Origin of the sequence: Streptomyces sp. NPDC021115, from assembly GCF_044333065.1 — a bacterium.
Lineage (GTDB): Bacteria > Actinomycetota > Actinomycetes > Streptomycetales > Streptomycetaceae > Streptomyces.
Map to the genome: position 1 here is coordinate 82,482 of NZ_JBIRQF010000012.1, position 20,037 is coordinate 102,518.

23 protein-coding genes and 1 pseudogene are annotated in these 20,037 nt (G+C 72.0%); 15 read left to right on the forward strand and 9 right to left on the reverse strand.

Going from position 1 to position 20,037, the window contains the following annotated elements; genetic code table 11:
* Positions 1–62 precede the first annotated feature (62 nt).
* Both ACH4TL_RS30560 and ACH4TL_RS30565 read left to right on the forward strand, forming a co-directional pair.
* On the forward strand, positions 63–1,508 hold the full coding sequence (locus tag ACH4TL_RS30560) for an alkaline phosphatase PhoX (RefSeq protein ID WP_398323042.1): 1,446 nt from the start codon (positions 63–65) through the stop codon (positions 1,506–1,508).
* A 52-nt stretch (positions 1,509–1,560) separates the two neighbouring features.
* Positions 1,561–2,583 (forward strand): MsnO8 family LLM class oxidoreductase, encoded by a 1,023-nt coding sequence (locus tag ACH4TL_RS30565; protein WP_398323044.1) that lies wholly within the window; start codon positions 1,561–1,563, stop codon positions 2,581–2,583.
* Here the strand turns inward: ACH4TL_RS30565 and ACH4TL_RS30570 are convergent.
* A complete protein-coding gene (locus tag ACH4TL_RS30570) occupies positions 2,570–3,358 on the reverse strand; it encodes an alpha/beta fold hydrolase (RefSeq protein WP_398323046.1) in 789 nt (262 codons plus the stop codon). The genes ACH4TL_RS30565 and ACH4TL_RS30570 overlap by 14 nt on opposite strands.
* Before the next feature lie 83 nt (positions 3,359–3,441).
* Here ACH4TL_RS30570 and ACH4TL_RS30575 point away from each other — a divergent pair, with 83 nt between their 5' ends.
* Positions 3,442–4,332 (forward strand): AraC family transcriptional regulator, encoded by an 891-nt coding sequence (locus tag ACH4TL_RS30575; RefSeq protein ID WP_398323048.1) that lies wholly within the window; start codon positions 3,442–3,444, stop codon positions 4,330–4,332.
* A 12-nt stretch (positions 4,333–4,344) separates the two neighbouring features.
* Here the strand turns inward: ACH4TL_RS30575 and ACH4TL_RS30580 are convergent, their stop codons facing one another.
* Entirely contained in the window at positions 4,345–5,088 is a 744-nt protein-coding gene (locus ACH4TL_RS30580; RefSeq protein WP_398323050.1) for a class I SAM-dependent DNA methyltransferase, read from the reverse strand.
* A gap of 82 nt (positions 5,089–5,170) precedes the next feature.
* Between ACH4TL_RS30580 and ACH4TL_RS30585 the strand changes: the two genes are divergently transcribed.
* Both ACH4TL_RS30585 and ACH4TL_RS30590 read left to right on the forward strand, forming a co-directional pair.
* On the forward strand, positions 5,171–5,992 hold the full coding sequence (locus ACH4TL_RS30585; protein ID WP_398323052.1) for a class I SAM-dependent methyltransferase: 822 nt from the start codon (positions 5,171–5,173) through the stop codon (positions 5,990–5,992).
* Between the two features lie 85 nt (positions 5,993–6,077).
* Positions 6,078–6,860, forward strand: a complete 783-nt coding sequence (locus tag ACH4TL_RS30590) for a DUF899 family protein (RefSeq protein ID WP_398323055.1) — start codon at positions 6,078–6,080, stop codon at positions 6,858–6,860.
* A gap of 350 nt (positions 6,861–7,210) precedes the next feature.
* Here the strand turns inward: ACH4TL_RS30590 and ACH4TL_RS30595 are convergent, their stop codons facing one another.
* Positions 7,211–8,413 carry a TerD family protein gene (locus ACH4TL_RS30595; protein WP_398323361.1) on the reverse strand — a complete coding sequence of 401 codons (1,203 nt, stop codon included), beginning with the start codon at positions 8,411–8,413 and terminating at the stop codon, positions 7,211–7,213.
* Positions 8,414–8,494: 81 nt separating this feature from the next.
* Complete coding sequence (locus ACH4TL_RS30600; protein ID WP_398323057.1) at positions 8,495–9,073, reverse strand: TetR/AcrR family transcriptional regulator; 579 nt, start codon at positions 9,071–9,073, stop codon at positions 8,495–8,497.
* 79 nt (positions 9,074–9,152) lie between these two features.
* Here ACH4TL_RS30600 and ACH4TL_RS30605 point away from each other — a divergent pair, with 79 nt between their 5' ends.
* From ACH4TL_RS30605 to ACH4TL_RS30620, 4 genes are all read left to right on the forward strand, one after another.
* A complete protein-coding gene (locus ACH4TL_RS30605; protein WP_398323059.1) occupies positions 9,153–9,926 on the forward strand; it encodes an oxidoreductase in 774 nt (257 codons plus the stop codon).
* Between the two features lie 33 nt (positions 9,927–9,959).
* Positions 9,960–10,328, forward strand: a complete 369-nt coding sequence (locus tag ACH4TL_RS30610; RefSeq protein ID WP_398323061.1) for a VOC family protein — start codon at positions 9,960–9,962, stop codon at positions 10,326–10,328.
* 390 nt (positions 10,329–10,718) lie between these two features.
* A complete protein-coding gene (locus ACH4TL_RS30615) occupies positions 10,719–11,012 on the forward strand; it encodes a hypothetical protein (RefSeq protein WP_398323063.1) in 294 nt (97 codons plus the stop codon).
* A gap of 28 nt (positions 11,013–11,040) precedes the next feature.
* A complete protein-coding gene (locus tag ACH4TL_RS30620; protein ID WP_398323065.1) occupies positions 11,041–11,853 on the forward strand; it encodes a YwqG family protein in 813 nt (270 codons plus the stop codon).
* Between the two features lie 39 nt (positions 11,854–11,892).
* Here the strand turns inward: ACH4TL_RS30620 and ACH4TL_RS30625 are convergent, their stop codons facing one another.
* Positions 11,893–13,071: an aminotransferase class V-fold PLP-dependent enzyme gene (locus ACH4TL_RS30625; RefSeq protein WP_398323067.1), complete on the reverse strand. Its 1,179-nt coding sequence runs from the start codon at positions 13,069–13,071 to the stop codon at positions 11,893–11,895.
* Positions 13,072–13,165: 94 nt separating this feature from the next.
* Here ACH4TL_RS30625 and ACH4TL_RS30630 point away from each other — a divergent pair, with 94 nt between their 5' ends.
* Complete coding sequence (locus tag ACH4TL_RS30630; RefSeq protein ID WP_398323069.1) at positions 13,166–14,080, forward strand: LysR family transcriptional regulator; 915 nt, start codon at positions 13,166–13,168, stop codon at positions 14,078–14,080.
* 44 nt (positions 14,081–14,124) lie between these two features.
* Here ACH4TL_RS30630 and ACH4TL_RS30635 read toward each other — a convergent pair whose 3' ends face one another.
* Entirely contained in the window at positions 14,125–15,069 is a 945-nt protein-coding gene (locus ACH4TL_RS30635) for a DMT family transporter (protein ID WP_398323071.1), read from the reverse strand.
* 108 nt (positions 15,070–15,177) lie between these two features.
* On the opposite strand from ACH4TL_RS30635, the gene ACH4TL_RS30640 reads away from it, so the two are divergent.
* Positions 15,178–15,765 carry a TetR/AcrR family transcriptional regulator gene (locus ACH4TL_RS30640; RefSeq protein WP_398323073.1) on the forward strand — a complete coding sequence of 196 codons (588 nt, stop codon included), beginning with the start codon at positions 15,178–15,180 and terminating at the stop codon, positions 15,763–15,765.
* An 84-nt stretch (positions 15,766–15,849) separates the two neighbouring features.
* Positions 15,850–15,984 carry a hypothetical protein gene (locus tag ACH4TL_RS30645; RefSeq protein ID WP_398323075.1) on the forward strand — a complete coding sequence of 45 codons (135 nt, stop codon included), beginning with the start codon at positions 15,850–15,852 and terminating at the stop codon, positions 15,982–15,984.
* Positions 15,985–15,998: 14 nt separating this feature from the next.
* Here ACH4TL_RS30645 and ACH4TL_RS30650 read toward each other — a convergent pair whose 3' ends face one another.
* Positions 15,999–17,009 (reverse strand): NADP-dependent oxidoreductase, encoded by a 1,011-nt coding sequence (locus ACH4TL_RS30650; RefSeq protein ID WP_398323363.1) that lies wholly within the window; start codon positions 17,007–17,009, stop codon positions 15,999–16,001.
* A gap of 91 nt (positions 17,010–17,100) precedes the next feature.
* Here ACH4TL_RS30650 and ACH4TL_RS30655 point away from each other — a divergent pair, with 91 nt between their 5' ends.
* From ACH4TL_RS30655 to ACH4TL_RS30665, 3 genes and pseudogenes are all read left to right on the forward strand, one after another.
* Positions 17,101–17,652: a TetR/AcrR family transcriptional regulator gene (locus ACH4TL_RS30655; protein ID WP_398323077.1), complete on the forward strand. Its 552-nt coding sequence runs from the start codon at positions 17,101–17,103 to the stop codon at positions 17,650–17,652.
* A 269-nt stretch (positions 17,653–17,921) separates the two neighbouring features.
* Complete coding sequence (locus ACH4TL_RS30660; protein WP_398323079.1) at positions 17,922–18,305, forward strand: hypothetical protein; 384 nt, start codon at positions 17,922–17,924, stop codon at positions 18,303–18,305.
* Between the two features lie 158 nt (positions 18,306–18,463).
* Positions 18,464–18,679 (forward strand): annotated as a pseudogene (locus ACH4TL_RS30665) (IS5/IS1182 family transposase); the annotation flags it as partial.
* Between the two features lie 195 nt (positions 18,680–18,874).
* Here the strand turns inward: ACH4TL_RS30665 and ACH4TL_RS30670 are convergent.
* Both ACH4TL_RS30670 and ACH4TL_RS30675 read right to left on the reverse strand, forming a co-directional pair.
* Positions 18,875–19,300: a DUF4267 domain-containing protein gene (locus ACH4TL_RS30670; RefSeq protein WP_398323081.1), complete on the reverse strand. Its 426-nt coding sequence runs from the start codon at positions 19,298–19,300 to the stop codon at positions 18,875–18,877.
* Between the two features lie 257 nt (positions 19,301–19,557).
* Positions 19,558–20,004: an anthrone oxygenase family protein gene (locus tag ACH4TL_RS30675; RefSeq protein WP_398323083.1), complete on the reverse strand. Its 447-nt coding sequence runs from the start codon at positions 20,002–20,004 to the stop codon at positions 19,558–19,560.
* Between the last annotated feature and the right edge of the window lie 33 nt (positions 20,005–20,037).

The following is a 20,037-nucleotide window of genomic DNA, read 5'->3' on the forward strand; positions in this document are numbered from 1 at the left end:
GCAGTTCCCGCATGGCGTCCTCCGCCAGGCCCTCAGGCCCTCGCCGCTCAGGAGAAGAGAAGATGCCCCTCACCCGAAGAGACTTCGCGAAGCGCTCCGCGTACACCGGGGCCGGGTTCGCCGTCGTCGGCAGCGCCGGTGTGCTCGGCACCGCGCCCGGCGCGCTGGCGACGGAAGCGACGGAAGCCACCGGCACCGCCGGAGAGCAGAGCGCCGCGGGCCTCGGTTACGGCCCGCTCGTCGCCGACCCCAAGGGCATCCTCGCCCTGCCCAAGGGCTTCACGTACAAGATCATCACCCGCACCGGTGAGACGAAGCTCGAATCCGGCGAGTCCACCCCGTCCAACCACGACGGCACCGCCACCTTCGAGGGCCCCCGCGGCACGACGCTGCTCGTCAACAACCACGAGCTGAAGGGCCCCCGCGCGGACTGGCCGCACCCGGTTCCGCTGATCGACGGCCTGGTCTACGACCCGGCGGCGTCCGGCGGCTGCACCGTGGTCGAGGTCGCCAAGCACGGCGACCACGTCACCGAGTGGGTCGGCATCGCGGGCACCTCGACCAACTGCGCGGGCGGGCGCACCCCGTGGGGCACCTGGCTGACCTGCGAGGAGAACGAGGACAAGGCCGGTCAGAACGGCATGACCAAGGATCACGGCTACGTGTTCGAGGTCGACCCGCAGGACCGCAAGGCCAACCGCAACCCCAAGCCGATCAAGGCGCTGGGCCGGTACGCGCACGAGGCCGTCGTCGTCGACCCCAAGCGCGGTCACCTCTACCTCACCGAGGACGCCTCGGGCCCGAACGGTCTCCTCTACCGCTGGGTCCCGCCGCACGGCTTCGAGCACGGCCGCGGCCAGCTCCGCACGCTCAAGGACGACGCGGGCGTGCTCCAGGCGCCCAAGTGCTACGACTCCGGCGGCAAGTTCGTGGACGACCTGTCCCGCGCCACCAAGACCGGCACGGTCTACGGCGTGGACTGGGAGCCGGTGCTGGACCGCGACGCGAAGTCCGTGCCCGTCCGCAAGCAGTTCGGGGAAGGCCAGATCACGCGGGCGCGCAAGCTTGAGGGCATGTGGTGGGCCGACGGGGGCGCGTACATCGTCTCCTCGTACGCCCGTGAGGAGAGCCCGGTCCAGCACGACGGCCAGGTCTGGTTCTACGACCCCAAGCGCCGCACCCTCACCCTCAAAGTGCTGCTGGGCGTCAACCCGGACCCGTCGAAGGACGGCGCGTTCGACGGCCCGGACAACATCACCGTCTCGCCGTACGGCGGCCTGGTGATCGCCGAGGACGGCGAGGGCATCCAGCACCTGTTCGGGGCGACGGACGACGGCCGTACGTACCCGATCGCGCGCAACGATCTGAACATCGGCACGGCGGAGGAGCCGGAGTTCAGCGAGTTCACCGGCGTGGTCTTCTCGCCCGACGGGGCGACCCTGTACGCCAACATCCAGGAGCCCGGCATCATGCTGGCGATCACCGGCCCCTGGCGCCGTCAGCGCTGAGCGGCTTCATGGCCGGGGGAATCCTCCCGGCCCGTGGTGCGCTGATACGAGGGTGACCTCACGTCTGCACACCACGCCCTTCTCCATCCTGGACCGCTCCCGCACCCGGCAGGGGCGGGAGCGGTCGCAGGCGCTGCGCGACACGGTGCGCTTCGCGCGGCAGGCCGAGGCTCTGGGCTATCGGCGGTTCTGGGTCTCGGAGCACCACAGCGTGCCCGGCGTCGCCGGATCGGCGCCCACCGTGCTGGCCGCCGCTGTCGCGGCGGCGACGGACCGCATCCGGGTGGGCACTGGCGGCGTGATGCTGCCGAACCACCGGCCGCTGGTGGTGGCCGAGCAGTTCGGGGTGCTGGCCTCCCTCTTCCCGGGCCGCATCGACATGGGGCTCGGCCGCTCGGTCGGCTTCACCGACGGCATCCGCCGCGCCCTGGGCGCCGAGAAGGACGCCGCGGGGGACTTCGGCGCGCAACTGGCCGAGCTGCTGGGCTGGTTCACCGGTGAGCAGCGCGCGTACCCCCAGGTCCACGCCCATCCGGCGGAGGGCCTGACCCTGCCCGCCTTCGTCCTGGCGACGGGCGCGGGCGCCGAGGTGGCGGCCGAGGCGGGACTGGGGCTGGTCATCGGCGACCTCCGCGGCCGGGACCGCATGCTGCGCGCGATCGACCGCTACCGGTCGGCCTTCCGGCCCTCGGCGTGGTCGTCCGTCCCGTACGTCGTCGTCTCGGGCAACGTGGCCGTCGCCGACACGGCGGAGGAGGCCCGCCGCCTCCTCGTCCCCGAAGCCTGGGCCATGGCCCACTCCCGCACCCACGGCAGCTTCCCCCCGCTCACCCCGCCGGAGGAGATCGCCGCCCTCGACATGTCCGACAAGGAGCGCGGCTTCTACGAGGAGGGGCTGCGCGGCCAGCTGTACGGCACGGAGGACGAGGTGGCCGCCGCCCTCGACGAGCTGATCGGGCGCAGCGGCGCGGACGAGGTGCTGGTCACCACCAGCACCTACGACCAGGACGCCCTGCTCGACTCCTACCGCCGCCTCGCCGGGGTGGCGGGCCTGACGCCCCTCACCGCGGTGTGAGGAAGCCTTCGAGGGCCGTCGCGACGGCGGCGGGATCTTCCACGGGCAGCAGGTGCCCGGCGCCGGGGACGGTCGTCAGCGCCGCGTGCGGGATGTGCGGCAGCAGGTGGTCGCGCAGGACGTGCGGCGGCTCGACCGCGTCGCGTTCCCCGGCCAGCACCAGCACCGGGACCTCGATGTCCCGTGCGGCGCGCGTGATGTCCTGCGCGATGCCGCGCAGGGGCCACTCGTGCCGGGCCGCCGCGGTACCGGCGGCGAGGCTGTCGCCCACCGCGGCGGCCCGCGCCCGCTCGGGCAGCGGCGTGGCGGTCAGGACGTGGTCGAGGGCGTGCCGCACCGTCTCGGGCGAGTCGTACGCGTGCGACAGCCCCTGCCGGTACTCCTCGGTCACCGTCTCGGGCGGCCGGGGCGGGGCGGGCGCGACGAGCACCAGGCCGACCAGCCCGGCCGGTCGGCGGGCCGCGACGAGCTGGCTCACCTTGCCGCCCATCGAATGGCCGACGAGGACGAACGGCCCCGATACGCACCCCTCGACCACCCGGACGAGATCGTCGGCGAGCCGGTCGAGGTGGTACGGCCCGGGCAGCGCCCGCGAGGTGCCCCAGCCGCGCTGGTCGAACCGTACCGTCGCCTGCCCGGGCGGCAGCTGGCCGATCACATCGCCCCAGGTGCCGGCGGAGCCGCCCCAGTAGTGGACGAACACCAGCGTCGGCCCGGTGCGGCCGCCCACGTGCACGTCGAGGGACCCGCCCGCCACTGGAACCGGCCTTGTCATTTCCGTCATCATCACGCCTTTCCGTCGTGCCCGAAGGTAGACAAGAGCGTGCTCACCCCTTCATGGAAAGGCCCCTGACTGTTGTGGAAAACGGACACCACGCCGTCCGGCAACTGTGCTACCTCCCCGCTGTCGGAGCGGTGTACGGGGTGGAGGTGCTCGATTTCGCCGCGCTGCGCGCGATGGACCCCCACCACCGTCGCACCCGGCCGCAACGCCCCGACTTCCACGTCTTCGCGCTCGTCGCCTCCGGAACCGGCGCCCACGAAGCGGACTTCCAGGACTACCGGCTGGAGGAAGGCAGCGCCGTATGGATCCGGCCTGGCATGGTCCACCGCTGGAGCGACATCGACGCCTGCGACGGCCCCCTGATCCTCTTCCAGCCCGGCTTCCTCACCACGGTCACCACCGGCGTCACCGCGCCGGAGACCACCACACCGGCCTGCTGGCAACTGGACCCGCAGCGCCTGTCCCTCGCCCTGCTCGCGGCCGACCATCTCGGCCGCGAGCACGGCACGGCGGTGCGCACGCCCCGCCTGGCGTCCCCCGCGCTCCTCTCCCACCTGCTGGCGGCCCTGATCCTGCGCGCCCTCCCCGCCCCATCGGCCACGACCATCCCACCGGCCTCCGGTGGCCGACCCACCGAGGTCTTCCGCGCCTACCGGGCCGCCGTAGAGGAGCACTTCGCCGACCGGCACCAGGTCGCCGACCACGCGCGGGCCCTGGGCTACGACGTACGCACCCTCACCCGCGCCACCCGCGCCGCCACCGGCACCGGCGCCAAGGCATTCCTCGACCAGCGCATCCTGCTCGAAGCCAAGAGACTGCTCGCCCACACCGACCTGCCGGTCAGCGGCTGCGCCCGACGCCTCGGCTTCGCGGACGTCGGCAACTTCACCACGTTCTTCCGCCGCCAGGCCGGAATGCCTCCCGCCGCCTGGCGCGAGGCATACGGCACGTCGGACCGGCTCTGAGGGACGCCGACTTCAGACCTTCTCCCACACCGACACGTGCTGGGCGCTGTCGTTGGTGAACGGCTCCCGCCCCCACCCCTCCCACCGGTCGCGCAGCCGCATCCCGGCGAGCTGGGCCATCAGGTCCAGCTCCGCTGGCCATACGTACCGGAAGGGGATCGGTGTGTAGGTGGCCCGGCCGTCCTCCGCGATCTTCAGGTGGTGCGAACTCATCGACTGGGTCGCGACGTCGTACGTGTCGAACCCCCAGCGCGTGGCGCCCACATGGAACGGCACGATGTGCTGCCCCGGGGGCAGCTTCCGCAGCTCGGGGATCGCGACCTCGATGACGAAGCAGCCGCCGGGCGCCAGGTGTTCCGCGACATTGCGGAAGCAGGCCACCTGGGCTTCCTGAGTCGTCAGATTCATGATCGTGTTGAAGACCAGATACGCCACGGAGAACGTGCCGTCGGCCCGCGCGGTGGCGAAGTCGCCGATCGTCACCCCGATCGCGTCCCCTCCCGGCTTGTCGCGCAGCCGGGCCACCATCGCCCGCGACATGTCGATCCCGTGCACCGGAACCCCGCGCTCCGCGAGCGGCAGCGCGATGCGTCCCGTGCCGACGCCCAGCTCCAGCGCCCGCCCGTCTCCGGCGAGCCCCGCCAGCAGATCGACCACCGGGCCCACGGTGTCCGGCTCGAACATCTCCGCCGCCGACGCGTCGTACGTCGCGGCGACGCGCTCTCCGAAGTGCCCGTCCTCGTCGTCATCGCTCATGGCCGGGACCGTACGCCGGAGCCCCCGCCCACCGCCCTCGATTTTTCCGGCCAGCCGGGCCGAACGGGCCTAACGTTCTGCCATGCGCGACGACACGCCTGACGAAACGCGCCGTGTCCACCTGAGCCGGACCTTCGACGAGGACGCGGAGCTGTACGACCGGGCCAGGCCCGGATATCCGCCGGAGCTGTTCGACGACCTCGCCGAGCTGGCCGGTACCGGCACCGGCTGCCGGGTCCTCGAGGTGGGCGCGGGCACCGGCAAGGCGACCGTGCCGCTCGCCGCGCGCGGTTGCCGGATCACCGCCGTCGAGCTGGGCACGGACATGGCCGCCGTCGCCCGGCGCAACCTGGCCGGGTACGAAGCGGTGGAGATCGTGACGGCGGACTTCGAGACCTGGCCACTGCCGGAGGAGCCGTTCGACGCGGTCGTCTCGGCCACGGCGTTCCACTGGATCGATCCGGCGGTGCGGATGGCGAAGGCCGCCGACGCGCTGCGGCCCGGCGGCGCCCTCGCCGTGGTCGCCACGCAGCATGTGGCGGGCGGCAGCGAAGAGTTCTTCGTCGAGGTCCAGGGCTGCTACGAGCGCTTCGATCCGGCCACCCCGCCGGGGCTGCGGCCTCCTGCCGCGCAGGACGTCGACACCTCGGATCACGCGGACGAGGTCGCCCGCAGCGGCCGGTTCGGCCCGGTCGTCTTCCGGCGCTACGAGTGGGATCTGACGTACACCACGGAGGCGTACCTGGAGGTCCTGCGGACCTACTCCGGCCACCGGGCGCTGCCGCCGACGGCCAGGGAGGGACTGCTGGGGTGCGTCGCCCAACTGGTCGACAAGCGGTACGGGGGCCGGGTCACCAAGCGGTATCTCACGGAGCTGCGGGTGTCGCGGACCGTGCCGCGATGAGTTCCGGCCGGGTCGGGAGTCTGCACCGGTGAGCGTCATAGAACGTGAACGGCGCCCCCGATGACGACACACCACGGAGGACACCATGACGACCACACCGGACGACCCGACCGCCGCGCTGCCGGGCCGCCCGCCCGTCGTCGACCTGGCCACCTGGCAGGCGGCCCGTGACGAGCTGCTGGTCCGCGAGAAGGCCCACACCCGCGAGGGCGACGCGATCGCCGCGGCCCGCCGACGGCTGCCGATGGTGGAGTTCGACGGGACGGTCGAGGTCGTCGGACCCGACGGGCCGGTCCCGTTCCTGGACCTGTTCCAGGGCCGCGACGAGCTCGTGGTCTACAAGCACATGTGGTACGACGGCGCGCCGCACCAGGGGCAGTGCGAGGGCTGCACCACCACGGCCTGGCACCTGGACGACGCCGTCTACCTGAACGCCCGCGGCGTCTCGTACGCCGTCCTGACCACGGGCCGGTGGGACGAGGTGGCCGCCTACGTCGACTTCATGGGCTACACCGAGCCCTGGTACTCGGTGCGGGACCTGGACGAGCCGGTCGGCGGCGACATGGGGTACCTCACCAGCTTCCTGCGCGACGGCGACCGCGCGTTCCTCACCTACTCCACGACGGGCCGCGGCAACGAGCGGGTCAACGGGTCCATGGGCCTGCTCGACATGACGCCCTACGGGCGCGGCGAGGCGTGGGAGGACAACCCCGAGGGCTGGCCCGAGGGACGCGGCGCCTGCTGGTCCTGGCGCACGGACGCGGACGGGAACGCCACGTGGGGGCCGACCAGCCGTCCCGTACCGCAGTGGACCCGCCCCGCCGCGCTCCCGGTGCAGACCCTCGGCCGAACCGGCCCCCACTGCTGACACACCGACGGCGTCGGCCCCGTCGGTGGTCTCCCCTCGCGGCAGCGGCGACCACCGACGGGGCCGGGGGCGGCCGTCTCGGCGTGCGCCCGTGCCCGCGGGCGTGGCCAGCCCTCGGGGCACCGTCCTCGGCCGCGGGCGGGGCCGTGTCCTCGGCCCGCCCGGCTGCCCGTTCGGGCTCGGCCTAACGCGGTGCCGAGCCCGGCGGCCCGGGGGCCGGGGGTGTCCCACGGTTTCGGGAAGGGGCGGGGTGGGGGAAAGGCGGCCCCGCCGGGCCCCGGCCGCTTGGGCGCGGGGCCCGGCGCAATAGCCAGGGCGGGGCAGGGCAGGTACGACGCCGGGGCGTACCTCTACAGGGCCTTGCCCGCGGGCTTCGCCATCCCCCGCACCGTGCGCGAGTCCACGTACTCGCCCATCGCCGTCATCTCCCACTCGCCCGAGAACTGGCGGATCAGCTTGGCCATCATCACGCCCGTCCGCGGCTCCGCATGCGTGATGTCGAAGCGGACCAGCTCCTCGTTCGTCTGGGCGTCGACCAAGCGGCAGTACGCCTTGGCCACGTCCGTGAACTTCTGGCCGGAGAAGGAGTTCACCGTGAAGACCAGGCCCGTGACCTCAGGGGGCAGGCCGCCCAGGTGGACGGTGATCGACTCGTCGTCGCCGCCGCCCTCGCCGGTGAGGTTGTCACCGGAGTGCTGGATGGCGCCGTTCAGGATCGCCAGCTTGCCGAAGAAGCACACGTCGATCTTCTTGCGGTCCACGCCGAAGGCGATCACGGAGGCGTCGAGGTCGATGTCCGCACCGCGGAAGGCGGGCTCCCAGCCGAGGCCCATCTTCACCGAGGTGAGCACCGGGCGGCCGCCCTTGACCAGGGAAACGGTCTGGTTCTTCTGGAGGCTCACCCGGCCCTTGTCCAGGTTGATCTTCCCGGCGGAAGGCGGAGCCGTGGGCATGGGCGGCGGGGGCACCGCGGCGGCCGGGGCGCCGGTGGGCGGGGGCGCCTGGGTGACCGGGGGCGCGGCGGGGGCGGCCGGTGCGGCCGCCGGAGCCGCGGGGGCGGGCTCCTCCACCGTCACGCCGAAGTCCGTCGCGATGCCCGCCAGGCCGTTCGCATAGCCCTGCCCGACCGCCCGCACCTTCCAGCCGCCGCCGCGCCGGTACACCTCCACGGTCACCAGCGCGGTCTCCGCCCCCAGCCGCGGCGGGGTGAACGTGGCGATCACGGCGCCGTCCTCCGCCCCGCGCACGGTGGCGGTCGGCTCGGTGCCCGCGAAGGTCGCGCCGGGGGTGTCCAGGCTGGCGGTCACCACGATCTTGTCGATGTCGGGGGGAACGGCGGCGGTGTCGACGGTGATCGTGTCGGCCCCGCCACCCGCCCCGGCACGGTGGGTCACGCCGGGGCCGTTGGGCTGGTTGTAGAAGACGAAGTCGTCGTCCGAGCGCACCTTGCCGTTGGCGGTGAGCAGCAGGCCCGACACGTCGAGCCGCACGGGCGCGGTGACGTCCACCGCCACGCGCGCGACGGAGAGGGGGAGGTTCGAGCCGGGTGTCATAGCGGTCATGTCCGGGGTAACGAACGTCCCCGCTTTACGGTTCCTTGACCTGGTGCGGATGCCGGGTGCGGGGCCTCCGGCTCAGATCGCCCGTGGTGCGCCGTGGCGCAGGCCGTCGAAGAGGAGGGCGATGATCTGTCGGGCCTCGACCAGCCAGCCCTCCGTGGCGCGCATCGCGCAGATACCGCCCAGGGCGCGCAGCAGGGTGGCGCCGGTGACGTCGTCGCGGACGGCGCCGACCGCGCTGCTCGCGTCGAGGAGTCGGGTGAGCGCGCTCGCAATGCGGGTGCGTGCGTCGTCGAAGACCGGCGAGTCCGTCGCCATGATGCTCTCCAGGGCGACCGACATCCCCTTCCCCACGGCCGCGTGGTCCACGAGCAGCAGCAGGAAGCGCCGCAGGGCCTCGTCCGGGGCGTGCTGGCTCAGGAGCTCGGCGGGCGCGGCGCACAGGTCGTCGACCTCCTTGCGATAGACCTCCTCGACAAGGGCCTCGCGGGTCTCGAAGTGGCGGTAGAGCGTTCCGACGGCGACTCCGGCGCTGCGGGCGATGTCTTCCACGTGCGCCTCGGTGTCGCCGCCGAGGAACGCCTGGCGGGCCGCGGACAGCAGGGCGTCGCGGTTGCGTCGCGCGTCGGCGCGCAGCGGGCGTGATGCCGCCAAGGAAACCTCCCTAAGGTGAGTCCGATTCCGGTTGTGTATGGTTTCCGGAGTCGGGTTCATCTTAGCGAGGGGGATTCTCATGCCCATCACGGACGAGGGGCTGGACGGTCTTCGGGTGCTGGTCACCGGCGGCAGCCGCGGCCTGGGTGAGGCGACCGTCCGCCGCTTCGCCGCCGCGGGCGCGACCGTGCTGACGGCCTCCCGCAGCCGACCCAAGGAGGACACCGGCGCCACGTTCATCGCGGCGGACCTCTCGACGCGGGAGGGCGTGGCGGAACTCGGCCGCCAGGTCATCGACCGGGTGGGCGGAGTGGACGTGCTCGTGAACAACGCGGGCGCGGCAAGCGCCCCGGCGCCGACCCTGAGCCGGTCGGACGAGTCCTGGGCGGCGGATCTGGAGATGAACCTCCTGAGCGCGGTGCGCCTGGACCGGGCCCTGGTGCCGGGGATGGTCGAGCGGGGCTCCGGCGTCGTCGTGCATGTCTCGTCGATCGCCAGCCAACTGCCCCAGCGCACGGAGGCGTCCTACGCCGCCGCCAAGGCGGCGCTCAACACCTACAGCCGCGAACTGGCCACCGAGGTCGGCGAGCACGGGGTGCGCGTGGTGTGCGTCCTGCCCGGCTTCATCGTCACCGACGGCGCAACCGCCCACCTCCAGCACATGGCCGACCAGCAGGGCGTCACCACCGACGAGATCACGCGGCAGCTCGTGGATCACCTGAAGGTCCCCATGGGCCGCCCCGGCGACCCCGAGGACATCGCCGAGATGATCGCCTTCCTCGCCTCCGGCCGCGCGAAGTGGCTCACCGGAGCGCAGTTCCGCGTCGACGGCGGCATCATCCCGACCGTCTGAGGCATCGACCGACGACAAGGACAGGACATCCTCATGCCGATCACCCTGGCTTCCGTGATCATCGACGCCGCCGATGTCGAGGCGGAGAGCGCCTTCTGGCGCCGGTTACTCGACGGCTCGACCACCCGCACACCGACCCACCACTTCATCCAGGTTCCCGGCCTCCCGGTGATCGTCGTCCAGTCGGCGCACGGACATGTCGCCCCGAGCTGGCCGGACGGCGCCTCCCAGCAGATGCACCTCGACTTCGGCGTCGACGACCTCGCGGCCGCCGACCGCACGGCCACCGAGGCCGGCGCCACCCGACTGCGGCCCGCCGACGACGTCACCCTGGAAACCCACACCGGCAGCCGGACCTACGCCAGCCCCGCCGGACACCCCTTCTGCCTGCGTTCGACCTGAGCCCGGCGCCGCGTCCACGACGGCGCGTTCTCCGCGATGGACCTCACCGTCCGCTGCCAGCCGCTCGACGGCGACCAAGGCACCCCGGCGGTCCCGGCCCAGCGCAAGGCCCGTCCTTCCGCGGCTCCCGCTGCAGCCCGAATCGCATGTCGTCAATGGCCAAGGCTGGCCTCATCTTGGAGAGGCAACGCTGACGTTGCTGTTCGGTATGCCTCAGCCATGGCGTGGAAGGAACGCTTCGGCGCCAGGCTGCCGTCGGGCATGACCTTGCACACTCCGTAGGAGGCCATGTCGAGGTCGAAGCGCGGGTCCTCGTGGTGCGGGACATGTGTAGCCGGCGAAGGTGAACCAGAAGGCGGTGTCCACGCCTTCCTCGTTGAAGAGGTCCAATTGCTGGCGCAGGTAGCGGGCCTGTTCGACGACAACGCGGGCTTGCGGACCGTCGTGGCCAGCGCCGCCGCCAACCAGCGGCTCGCCGCCACCGCGCTGCGCGGCGCCGAAGTCTTCGGAGCCCAGACCGCTGCCGGAGCCCGGCTGGCCCTGGCAGGCCGATTTCTCGAACGCCTCGGCGACGACCTCATCCACTCCGCTGAAAAGCACTGGCGTGACATGGTCGGTGACGGGGCCCAGGAGCACACGCCGACGTTCCACGATGATCACCTCGGGCTCCTGGGCTCATCTTGAGTCAGGAGCCGGGGTGATGATGGGGCGCATGACGCACGCCCTGCACGATCTCGCCCGCGCCCACCTGCCCGTCGACCTCGCCGATCGGTGGATCGGGCTGCTGCGGCCCGCCGCGCATCTGCGGAAGGCGGGGGACGGCGAGCAAGTCGTCGGACAGTTCGGGGGGTTGCCGCGGCTGCCCCACGACGTGGCGTGGCCCGTGTGGGAGGGGCACGGGCCACTGGGGTTCGTGGGGGTGGTCGACTGCGGGGCGCTGCCCGCGGGGGAGTTGGACGTACCGTTGCCGGTCGACGGGCGGCTGGCCTTCTTCTACTACGGCGACGAGGACGACGACGCCCTGGTCGACACCGCCGACCCCGACACCTGGGCCGGAGCCCGGGTGCTCCACCTGCCGTCCTCCTCCGCCGACGCGCCCGAGCGGCCCGCCCCCGCCGGGATCACCCCGTACCCGGCGGTGCCCCTGACCGTGCGGGTCGGGCCGAGCGCGCCCGACACCGACTCGCCCGCGCTGGGCGGGATGGAACTCCCGGACGCGTTCGAGCGGGCCCTGTGGGACCACCAGAGCGGCACCGCGCATCAGATCGGCGGCCATCCGCAGTCGGTGCAGGGCGCCGTGGAGGTCGTGGTGGCGCACGGCGCGCTGGGCGGGCACGGCGTGTCGTGGGAGGACCCGCGGCTCGCGGAGGAGGCGCGGCGCTGGGTGCTGCTGGCCCAGTTCGACTCCGACGAGGACGCGGACGTGATGTGGGGCGACTGCGGCGCGCTGTACTGGCTGATCCGCCCCGAGGACCTGGCCGCGGGGCGGTTCGAGCAGGCGGTGTTCACCTGGCAGTGCTGCTGACCCCGGCGGGGGCCGACCGGGCCGTGGGCCGGCAGGCTGTCAGCGTGCTGCCGCCAGTTCGGCGAAGACCTCGACGGCGCGGTCGAGTTCGTCCTCGGTGTTGTAGTAGTGGGGCGAGAGCCGCACCAGCGGGTGGACTCCCCGCTCCTCGGTGTCGAACTGGGTTTGCGCCGGGTCGGTGGTGCTGACGTTGATGCCGTGCGCGGCGAGCGCCGCGGCGGCGTCAGCGGTGGACAGGGCGTCGACCTTGGCGGTGACGATCGCACACCGCTGCCGCCCGAGGTCGTAGGTGGTGACGCCGGGCACGGCGGCCAAGCGGTCGCGCAGGTAGGTGCCGAGCTCGACGGCGCGTCGTCCGATGTGGTCCATACCGGTCTCCAGAGCCTGCTGGACGGCGTCGCTCAGGCCGAGCACATTGGCGTAGGCGGTCTCCCAGGCTTCGAAGCGCCGGGCGCCGTCGTGCCAGGTGAAGCCGCGCTTACCGTCCCAGACGGCCGCGGCGACATCGGTGACGTGCGGCTCCAGGTAGTCCAGCGCTTCGGGGCGCACCCACAGGAAGCCGGTTCCGCGCGGACCGCGCAGGAACTTGCGGCCGGTGGCGGTGAGCATGTCGCAGCCGATGTCCGTGACGTCGACCGGGAACTGGCCGACGGACTGGGTGGCGTCGAGCAGGAAGGGCACGCCCGCGGCCCGCGTGATGCGGCCGATCTCGGCCGCCGGGTTGACCAGACCGCCGCTGGTGGGGACGTGGCTGACGCCGACCAGCCTGGTCCGTTCGTCGATCAGGTCCGCCAGGGCGGCGGTGTCGAGCTGTCCGGACGCGTCGTTCGGGACGACGACGACCTCGACCCCGGTGCGCCGGGCGATCTGCAAGTAGGCGAGGACGTTGCTGCCGTACTCGGCCCGGCCGGTCAGGATGCGGTCGCCAGGCTTGAACGTCATGCCGTAGAACGCGGCGTTCCAGGCGCGGGTGGAATTGTCGAACAGCGCGACCTCGTCGGGGCGGCCGCCGACGAGCCGGGCGATGTGCCCGTAGGTGGCGTCGATCCGCTCCCGCTCCCGGGCCGCGGCCTCATAGCCGCCGATGGCGGCCTCCAGCTCCAGATGGCCGGTCACTGCCTCAATAGTCCGACGGGACAGCAGACCGGCCCCCGCGTTGTTGAGGTGAATCCGGTTCGCGGTACCCGGGGTGTCCCGTCGGAGCGCTTCGATGTCCATGCCGACACGCTCCCAAGCCATCGACGTTCAGTAAAGTGAATGTTTCTGGAGATGATCGGTCACAAAAATCGATGAATGGAGGGGTGGGCGGGGCATGTACAACCTGCGCCGACTGGAGGTGCTGCGGGAGCTGAAGCACCGGGGCACCCTGGCCGCCGTCGCCGCGGCCATGTCGTACAGCCCGTCCGCCGTCTCCCAGCAGCTGACCCTGCTGGAGTCCGAAGTCGGCGCGCCCCTGTTGGAGCGGGACGGCCGCCGGGTGCGGCTCACGCCTCAGGCCGAGATCCTGGTCGCCCACGCCGAACTGGTGCTGCGGCAGCTCGACCGGGCGCAGACGGAGATCGCCGCCTCCCTGCACGAGTTGACCGGCACCCTGCGGGTGGCCGCCTTCCAGACCGCGATGCTCACCCTCGTGCCCGCCGCCTTGACCTGGCTGCGAGAAAGGCACCCGAACGTACGCGTCGAAGCCACCCAGGCCGAACCGGACACCGCGCTGCCCGCCCTGCTCGCCCGCGATGTCGACCTCGTCATCGACGAGACCTTTCCCGGCCACGCCCGCCCGCCCCGGACCACCGAACTGAGCCACCACGCGCTGGGCGAGGACGCGATGCGGCCGGCGGTCCGTGACACCGCCGTGCGCGCGCTGCCCGAACTGGCCCACCACCCCTGGGCCATGGAACCCGTCGGCACCCCGGCCAGACAGTGGACCGTCTCCGTCTGTCACGCGGCCGGTTTCGAGCCCGATGTCGCCTTCGAGTCCGCCGACATGCTGGTCCACGCCCGTCTGGCGGCCCAAGGCCACGCCGTGGCCTTCCTCCCCGACCTCCTGTGGTACGACCGCGCCCCCGACGTCACCCTGCTTGCTCCCGAGCCCACCTACCGGCGCACGATCCGGGCCACGGTGCGCGCCTCCGGAGACGACCATCCGCTGGTTCGCACGGTCCTGTCGAGCCTGCGCCACGCGGTGCACGAAGCGGAATCGGCCGTAGGCCGCCATCTGGGGAACTGACCCGCCGTTGCGGCGGTGCGGGGCAACGGCCCCGCGCGTGAGCCTCATGGGCGTGCCGGCACGGATTCCTCGCGCCGGGCCGGTGCCCCGGCAGGCTGCCCGGTGACCCCGGCGTCCCGCGCCGACCGCCCGGGACGGCGGTTGGCCGCCGCGACACCCAGCACGCACACCGCCATCCCCACCAGCGCCAGCACCCCCGGTGCCTCGCCGAACATCAGATACGCCCACACCGATGTCGTCGGCGGCGTCAGGTAGATCAGCGCGGACGTACGGGTCACCCCGGCGTGCCGCACGCTCAGCCAGTAGAAGCCGTAGCCGCCCACCGTGGAGAGCGCGACGGTCCACGCCACCGCGAACCAGAACCCGCCGCCCGACGGCGGCGCCGCGTGCCCGCCGACGAGCGCGACCCCCGCGAAGAGCACCGCGCTGACGCCGCAGTGCAGCGGTATCGCGTCGACCGGCGCGAGCGGCGCCCGCGCCCGCCGCTCCAGGAAGCTGGCCACCAGCAGCGCCGCCATCGCCGCGAAGGGGAGCCCGTACGCCCACGGCGTCACGGCCGACGTCCCGTACAGGTCGCCCTGTACGACGAGGGCGACCCCGCCCAGCCCGATCGCGAGCCCCGCCCACTGCCGCCGACTCACCGTCTCCCCGAGCAGCCGCCCGGCCAGGGCGCCCGCGGCCAGCGGCTGGAGGGCGGCGATCAGGGCGGCCGTCCCGGACGGTACGCCGAGGCCGACCGCCCACACGATTCCGCCCAGGTAGCCGCCCTGCGACAGCGCGCCGATGGCGGTCTGCTCGGCGACCGCGCGCAGACCGAGCCGTCGTCGCCGGAAGAGCAGCCAGCCGCCGCCCAGCACAACCGCCGCCGCGAGGAAGCGCCACATCAGCAGCGTGTCGGCGGGGGCCTCCCGGGTGCCGAGTTCGGCGCCGATGAAGCCGGAACTCCACATCACGACGAGGCCGACGGACGTGATCGCGGTGATGGGCATGAAGAGCCTCCCCGGGCAGGTAGGTATACCGGTCTGTTTAGCTCGCTCTCCCCTAGACTAAACAGATCGGTATACCCGTCAAGTCGCACGTCGGGAGGGATCACGCCCATGGAAACGCTCACCCCCGCAGCCCGCCGCGTCCTCGACGCCGCCGCCGAGCTGTTCTACGGGCAGGGGATCAACGCGGTCGGGGTGGACCTGATCGCCCGGCACGCCGGGGTCACCAAGAAGACGCTGTACGAACGCTTCGGCAGCAAGGAAACGCTGGTCGCCGCGTACTTGCGCGAGCGTGACGAGCGGTGGCGGGTCTGGCTGACCGCCGAGGTCGACGCGGCCCCGCGGCAGGACCCGCCGCACCGCATCCTCGCCACCTTCGACGCCCTCGGCGTCTGGATGCGCCGCGAGAATCCGCGCGGCTGCGGCTTCGTCAACGCCGCCGCCGAGCTGCCGGACGCGGACCATCCGGCCCGGCGGGCGATCAGCGACCAGAAGCGGTGGCTACGGGACTATCTGCGGGGCCTGGCCGAGGACGCGCGGGTCCCCGAGCCCGACGCCCTCGCCGACGAACTGCTCCTGCTGCACGAGGGCGCCACCGTGCTGTACGGCCTGTCGGCCGTCCCCGACCCGGTCGCCACGGCCCGCCGCATGGCGCGTGCGGCCCTGGAGCGGGCCGGGGTGCACCAAGCCGACACGTAACTCGGCGATCAGTCGCGCCGCTCGGCCGTCGGGGAGGCAGTGGTCGCGGGCCACACCACGGTGTAACCCGACGGAGCACACGACTTGTGTACCCGCCTGGCCGCGCGCTACTGGGACCTCGACGACCCGGCCCGCGCCGACGACCTCGCCGGGATCCTGGCCGCGGACCAGCTTCGTCTCGTCATCCATCCGGAGACCGTAAGCCGCTACATGCATTGACCCCTCACGACCACTTATTCGACCGTGAGCACGATCTTGCCCTGGATGTGCCCCTCGGCGGCGCGTTCGTGCGCCGCCCGGGCCTCCGCGAGCGGGTACGTGCTGTCGATCGCGACGCGCACCGTGCCCGCGTCGAGCAGGCGTCCCAGCTCGGCGAGCTGCGCGCCGTTCGAGCGGACCTGGGTGCCCGAGACCGTGACGCCCAGCTTCGCGGTCTCCTCGTCGTCGTATTCGCCGAAGAACACCGGGAACAGGGCACCGCCGCGCTTGAGCGTGCGCAGGAAGCGACTGCCGTCGCGACCACCGACGGCGTCGAGCACGAGGTCGACGTCGTGCACCAGTTCCTCGGGACGGCTCTTGGTGTAGTCGATGAACCGATCGGCGCCCAGCTCGCGCAGGAACGGCTCATGCGTGCCCGATGCCACCGCGATGACCTGTGCGCCCTGCCTCTTCGCCAGCTGTAGCGCGAAGTGCCCCACGCCGCCCGCGGCGCCGTTGATGAGCACCGTCGTGTCGGCGCCGAGTGCCACCGGGCGATGCCGTGCCTCCTGGAACGGCGAGGGGTGATCGTGGCCGACCTCGATCAGGAACTGCCACGCCGTCAGCCCGGCCATGGGCGCCCCGGCGGCATGTACGTGATCGATCCCGGCCGGTTTGCGTGCGAGGTCCGACGCGGGCGCGGCCACGTACTCGGCGTACGCGCTGCCGTCGAAGCTGGGGAAGCGGAGGAGGCCGAAGACCTCGTCGCCGACGGACAGGCCCTCCACATCCGCGGCGACGGCCTCGACGACACCCGAGATGTCCGTCCCCGGGATCACGGGCAGGTCGAACTTCGGCCGTGTCTCCGGGGGCAGGTTGGTCAGCCCGTCGCGCAGGTACCAGTCCGGAGGGTTGACGCCGACCGCGTGGACGCGCACCAGCACCTCGCCCGGCCCCGGCTCGGGAATCGGCACCTCGTCGTCGCGCAGCACCTCGGGGCCGCCGTGCTCATGCAGCCGGATCGCCCGCATCGTGCGTGTTGGCATCATGTTCTCCTGTCCCCACCGGGGGATACGCTTAACCGGATCAGTGGTCCACATTATTCGGATCACTGGTCCAGATGGTCAAGAGGGGTAGATGAGGGCCGACGCCAGGAAGAACCGTGACCACCTGCTCGCCGTCGCGGGCACCGTCATCACCGAGCAGGGTGTCGACGCCTCGCTGCGCGACATCGCGCGCAAGGCCGAGGTGGGGCTCGCGACGCTGCTCCGCCACTTCCCGACGCGCGAGGCGCTGCTCGACGCGTTGCTCCGTGCGAGCTTCGATGGGTTGGCGGCGCGGGCGGGCGAGCTCGAAACATCCAGCTCGCCCGACGAGGCGCTGGTGTCGTGGCTACGCGACTTCGTCGCCTGCGCGCACGACTACCGCGGCGTCGTGGCGTCGATGGTGGCCGCCATCGAGGACGAGGAGTCCGCGCTGCACGCCTCGTGCGTCGCGATGCGCGCGTCCGGCACGCGGCTCCTCGCCCGCGCCCAGGCCGAGGGCGTGGCGCGGACCGACATCGACGGCACCGACCTGTTCGCGCTGGGCGGGTCGCTCGCGTGGCTCAGCGATCAGCCCTCGCTCGCGCCACGCGCCGACCATCTTTTCGACGTCGTCGCGAGCGCGATCCTGACGAGCGGCCCGTAGCTGACGCTCGGTCGGGTGTCAGCTCGTGCGGGAAGCCGAGTTCGGGCGCGCTGGCCCCGTCGAGGCGGGCCAGTTGGGAGGCGGTGAAGTCGACCTGCGCATCAGTCAACGGCACACCCGGACCAACGACCGACTGATCCATACGAAACTGACTAGGTGTGGAAGACAAGGAGTTGGGCAGGACGCTGAGTCTGCTCCTGATCACAGCCGGAGCAGCGGGGTCCGGTAATCACTACCGCCCTTGGACGACGAGTACGGAGCGGTGAGCAATGAGCATGCCCGGCGGCACCGGCAACACCAGTGGTCGCTACCTCATCCGGGGTGACTACTACGACAAACATCTCGCGGAACGGCAGCTGACCGACACCGTCACGATCGTGTGGGGCTCTGTGGGCCTGGTCTTCGGCGTGTTCATCGGAATGGGGTTGTCGTCGCTCTTCGGGCTGTCGACCGTATTCCGCGCCGTGCTGATCACTGTCGTAGTCCTCGTCGTCGGTGGGGGCACCGCATGGATCGCGCGCCGGATAGCGCGGCGCGGAACGGAGGACAAGCGGGTTGCAGAGTTCCTCGCGGAGCACGGAAGCGCGGAGAGCGACAGCGCCGACAGCACCGACAGCGCCGAAAGCGATACACAACGGGACGCTGAGCGATGAGCAGCCGTGGCGGCCTGCGCTCCTCGGGCCCGGCTTCGTCACTGCACTGAGGCAGACGACGCTTGGCCTCCCGGCGGCGTCATCGGCGCCTGTCCGTTCTCCGGCCCGGCACGCACGGCCGTGGACCGAAGTGGGTCCGTGGCCGGAGACGCCGTTGACTGCGCGTTCCCCGTCGGCGAGGACGCCCCCGCACCAGGCCGGACCTGGTCCTGGCCAGCAAGGCATAATCCTCCCGCCCGATCCGCGAGCACCTACGCAAGCGCAGCATCCGGGCAGTGATCCCCGTCCCTGCCGACCAGCACGGACACCGGCTCCGTCGGGGCAGCCGCGGCGGCAGGCCACCGGCCTTCGACCGCGAGACCTACAAGCAGCGCATCCAAACGAAACCGCCTAGGCCGCTCGGTAGTGGGGAGCAGCGCGATGCCGAGGCGTGGCGACGCCCCGCCCGGTGGTCCTCAGAGGGCCTTACCCGCGGGCTTCGCCATCCCGCGCACCGTACGCGAGTCAACGTACTCGCCACCGCGCCAAGGCGGCCCGGCCGGGGGCCGGGCCACCTTGGACCGATGGGATCAGGCGGGCTGCGGGGCGGGCGCCGCCGGAGCGGCCGCGACCTTGCGGGTCTCGAGCATCATCAGCAGGCCGTTGACCACCATCAGCGTCGCGGTCAGACCGTGGACGCTGAGCGCAGTGACCACGGAGCCGTGGTGGGTCAGCACTGTGGTCATGTCGCCGTAGGCGGCGAGGGCCTCCACCAGCAGCACCCAGCCCAGCGCCCGGCGGTGGCCCGTCACCAGCAGGATGCCCAGGACCAGGGCCAAGACGACGTCGCGGATTCCCTTGATGATCAGGAAGCCGCCGCCGTCGCCGGACGGCCAGCTCGGCAGGCCGAAGCTCGGCGCCGTCGTCTCTGGTCTCAGGATGAACTCCGTCCCGAACCAGAGGATGAAGAGGATGAAGGCGGCGGCCAGGACGGTGTTGATCTTCTTCAGCGACATTGTTCTTCTCCTTGCGAGTCTGCGTAGCGAGGGCGGCCGATGGCGTGCCAGATGTCGCGTACCGGCGCGGGGAGGGCGGACAGGGGCGTGGCGCGCTCGGCCGGGTTCGCGCTGGCGCCTGCGTCCCCCTGCGGATACCAGCGGAGTTCGAGGGTGTTGGCGTCCGGGTCCTGGATGTGGACGGCGGTGGCGGTGCCGCACTTCGGGCGCAGGGCCGAGCGGTTGCGGCTGGCGACCGGGCGGGTGAGCCCGTGGGCTCAGGTGAGGGCGGTGACCAGCAGGGCGAAAGCGGCGATGATGACGGCGACGCGGACGTAGTGCCAGCGCTCCCAGCGGTTCATCTGCTCCTTCCAGTCCTCGGGCCGGTTCTCGGGGGTCCACGTCTTGTTCCGGTTGTTGATCGGGACGAGCAGCAGGAGCGACATGACCACGCTGAGGAGCAGCAGCGCGCCGGCGGTGACGACGAGGCCGGTGCCGTGGTGGTGCCATCCGGCGATGGCCCAGACCGCGACGAGGACGAGCGAGCCGATGTACCAGACCGGCATCACGGCGCCGAGCATCCGGCCCCCGTGGGCGTGGCCGAGTTGGCCGCTGTCCTCGGGCAGTGCGTTGAGGATCGGGCTGATGACGAAGGCGACGGAGAACTCCACCCCCACCATCAGGCCGACGACCACGGTGGTGACGACCTCGAGTGCGTTGAGCATGATGACCCCCTGGCATCTAGTGCTGATAGATGA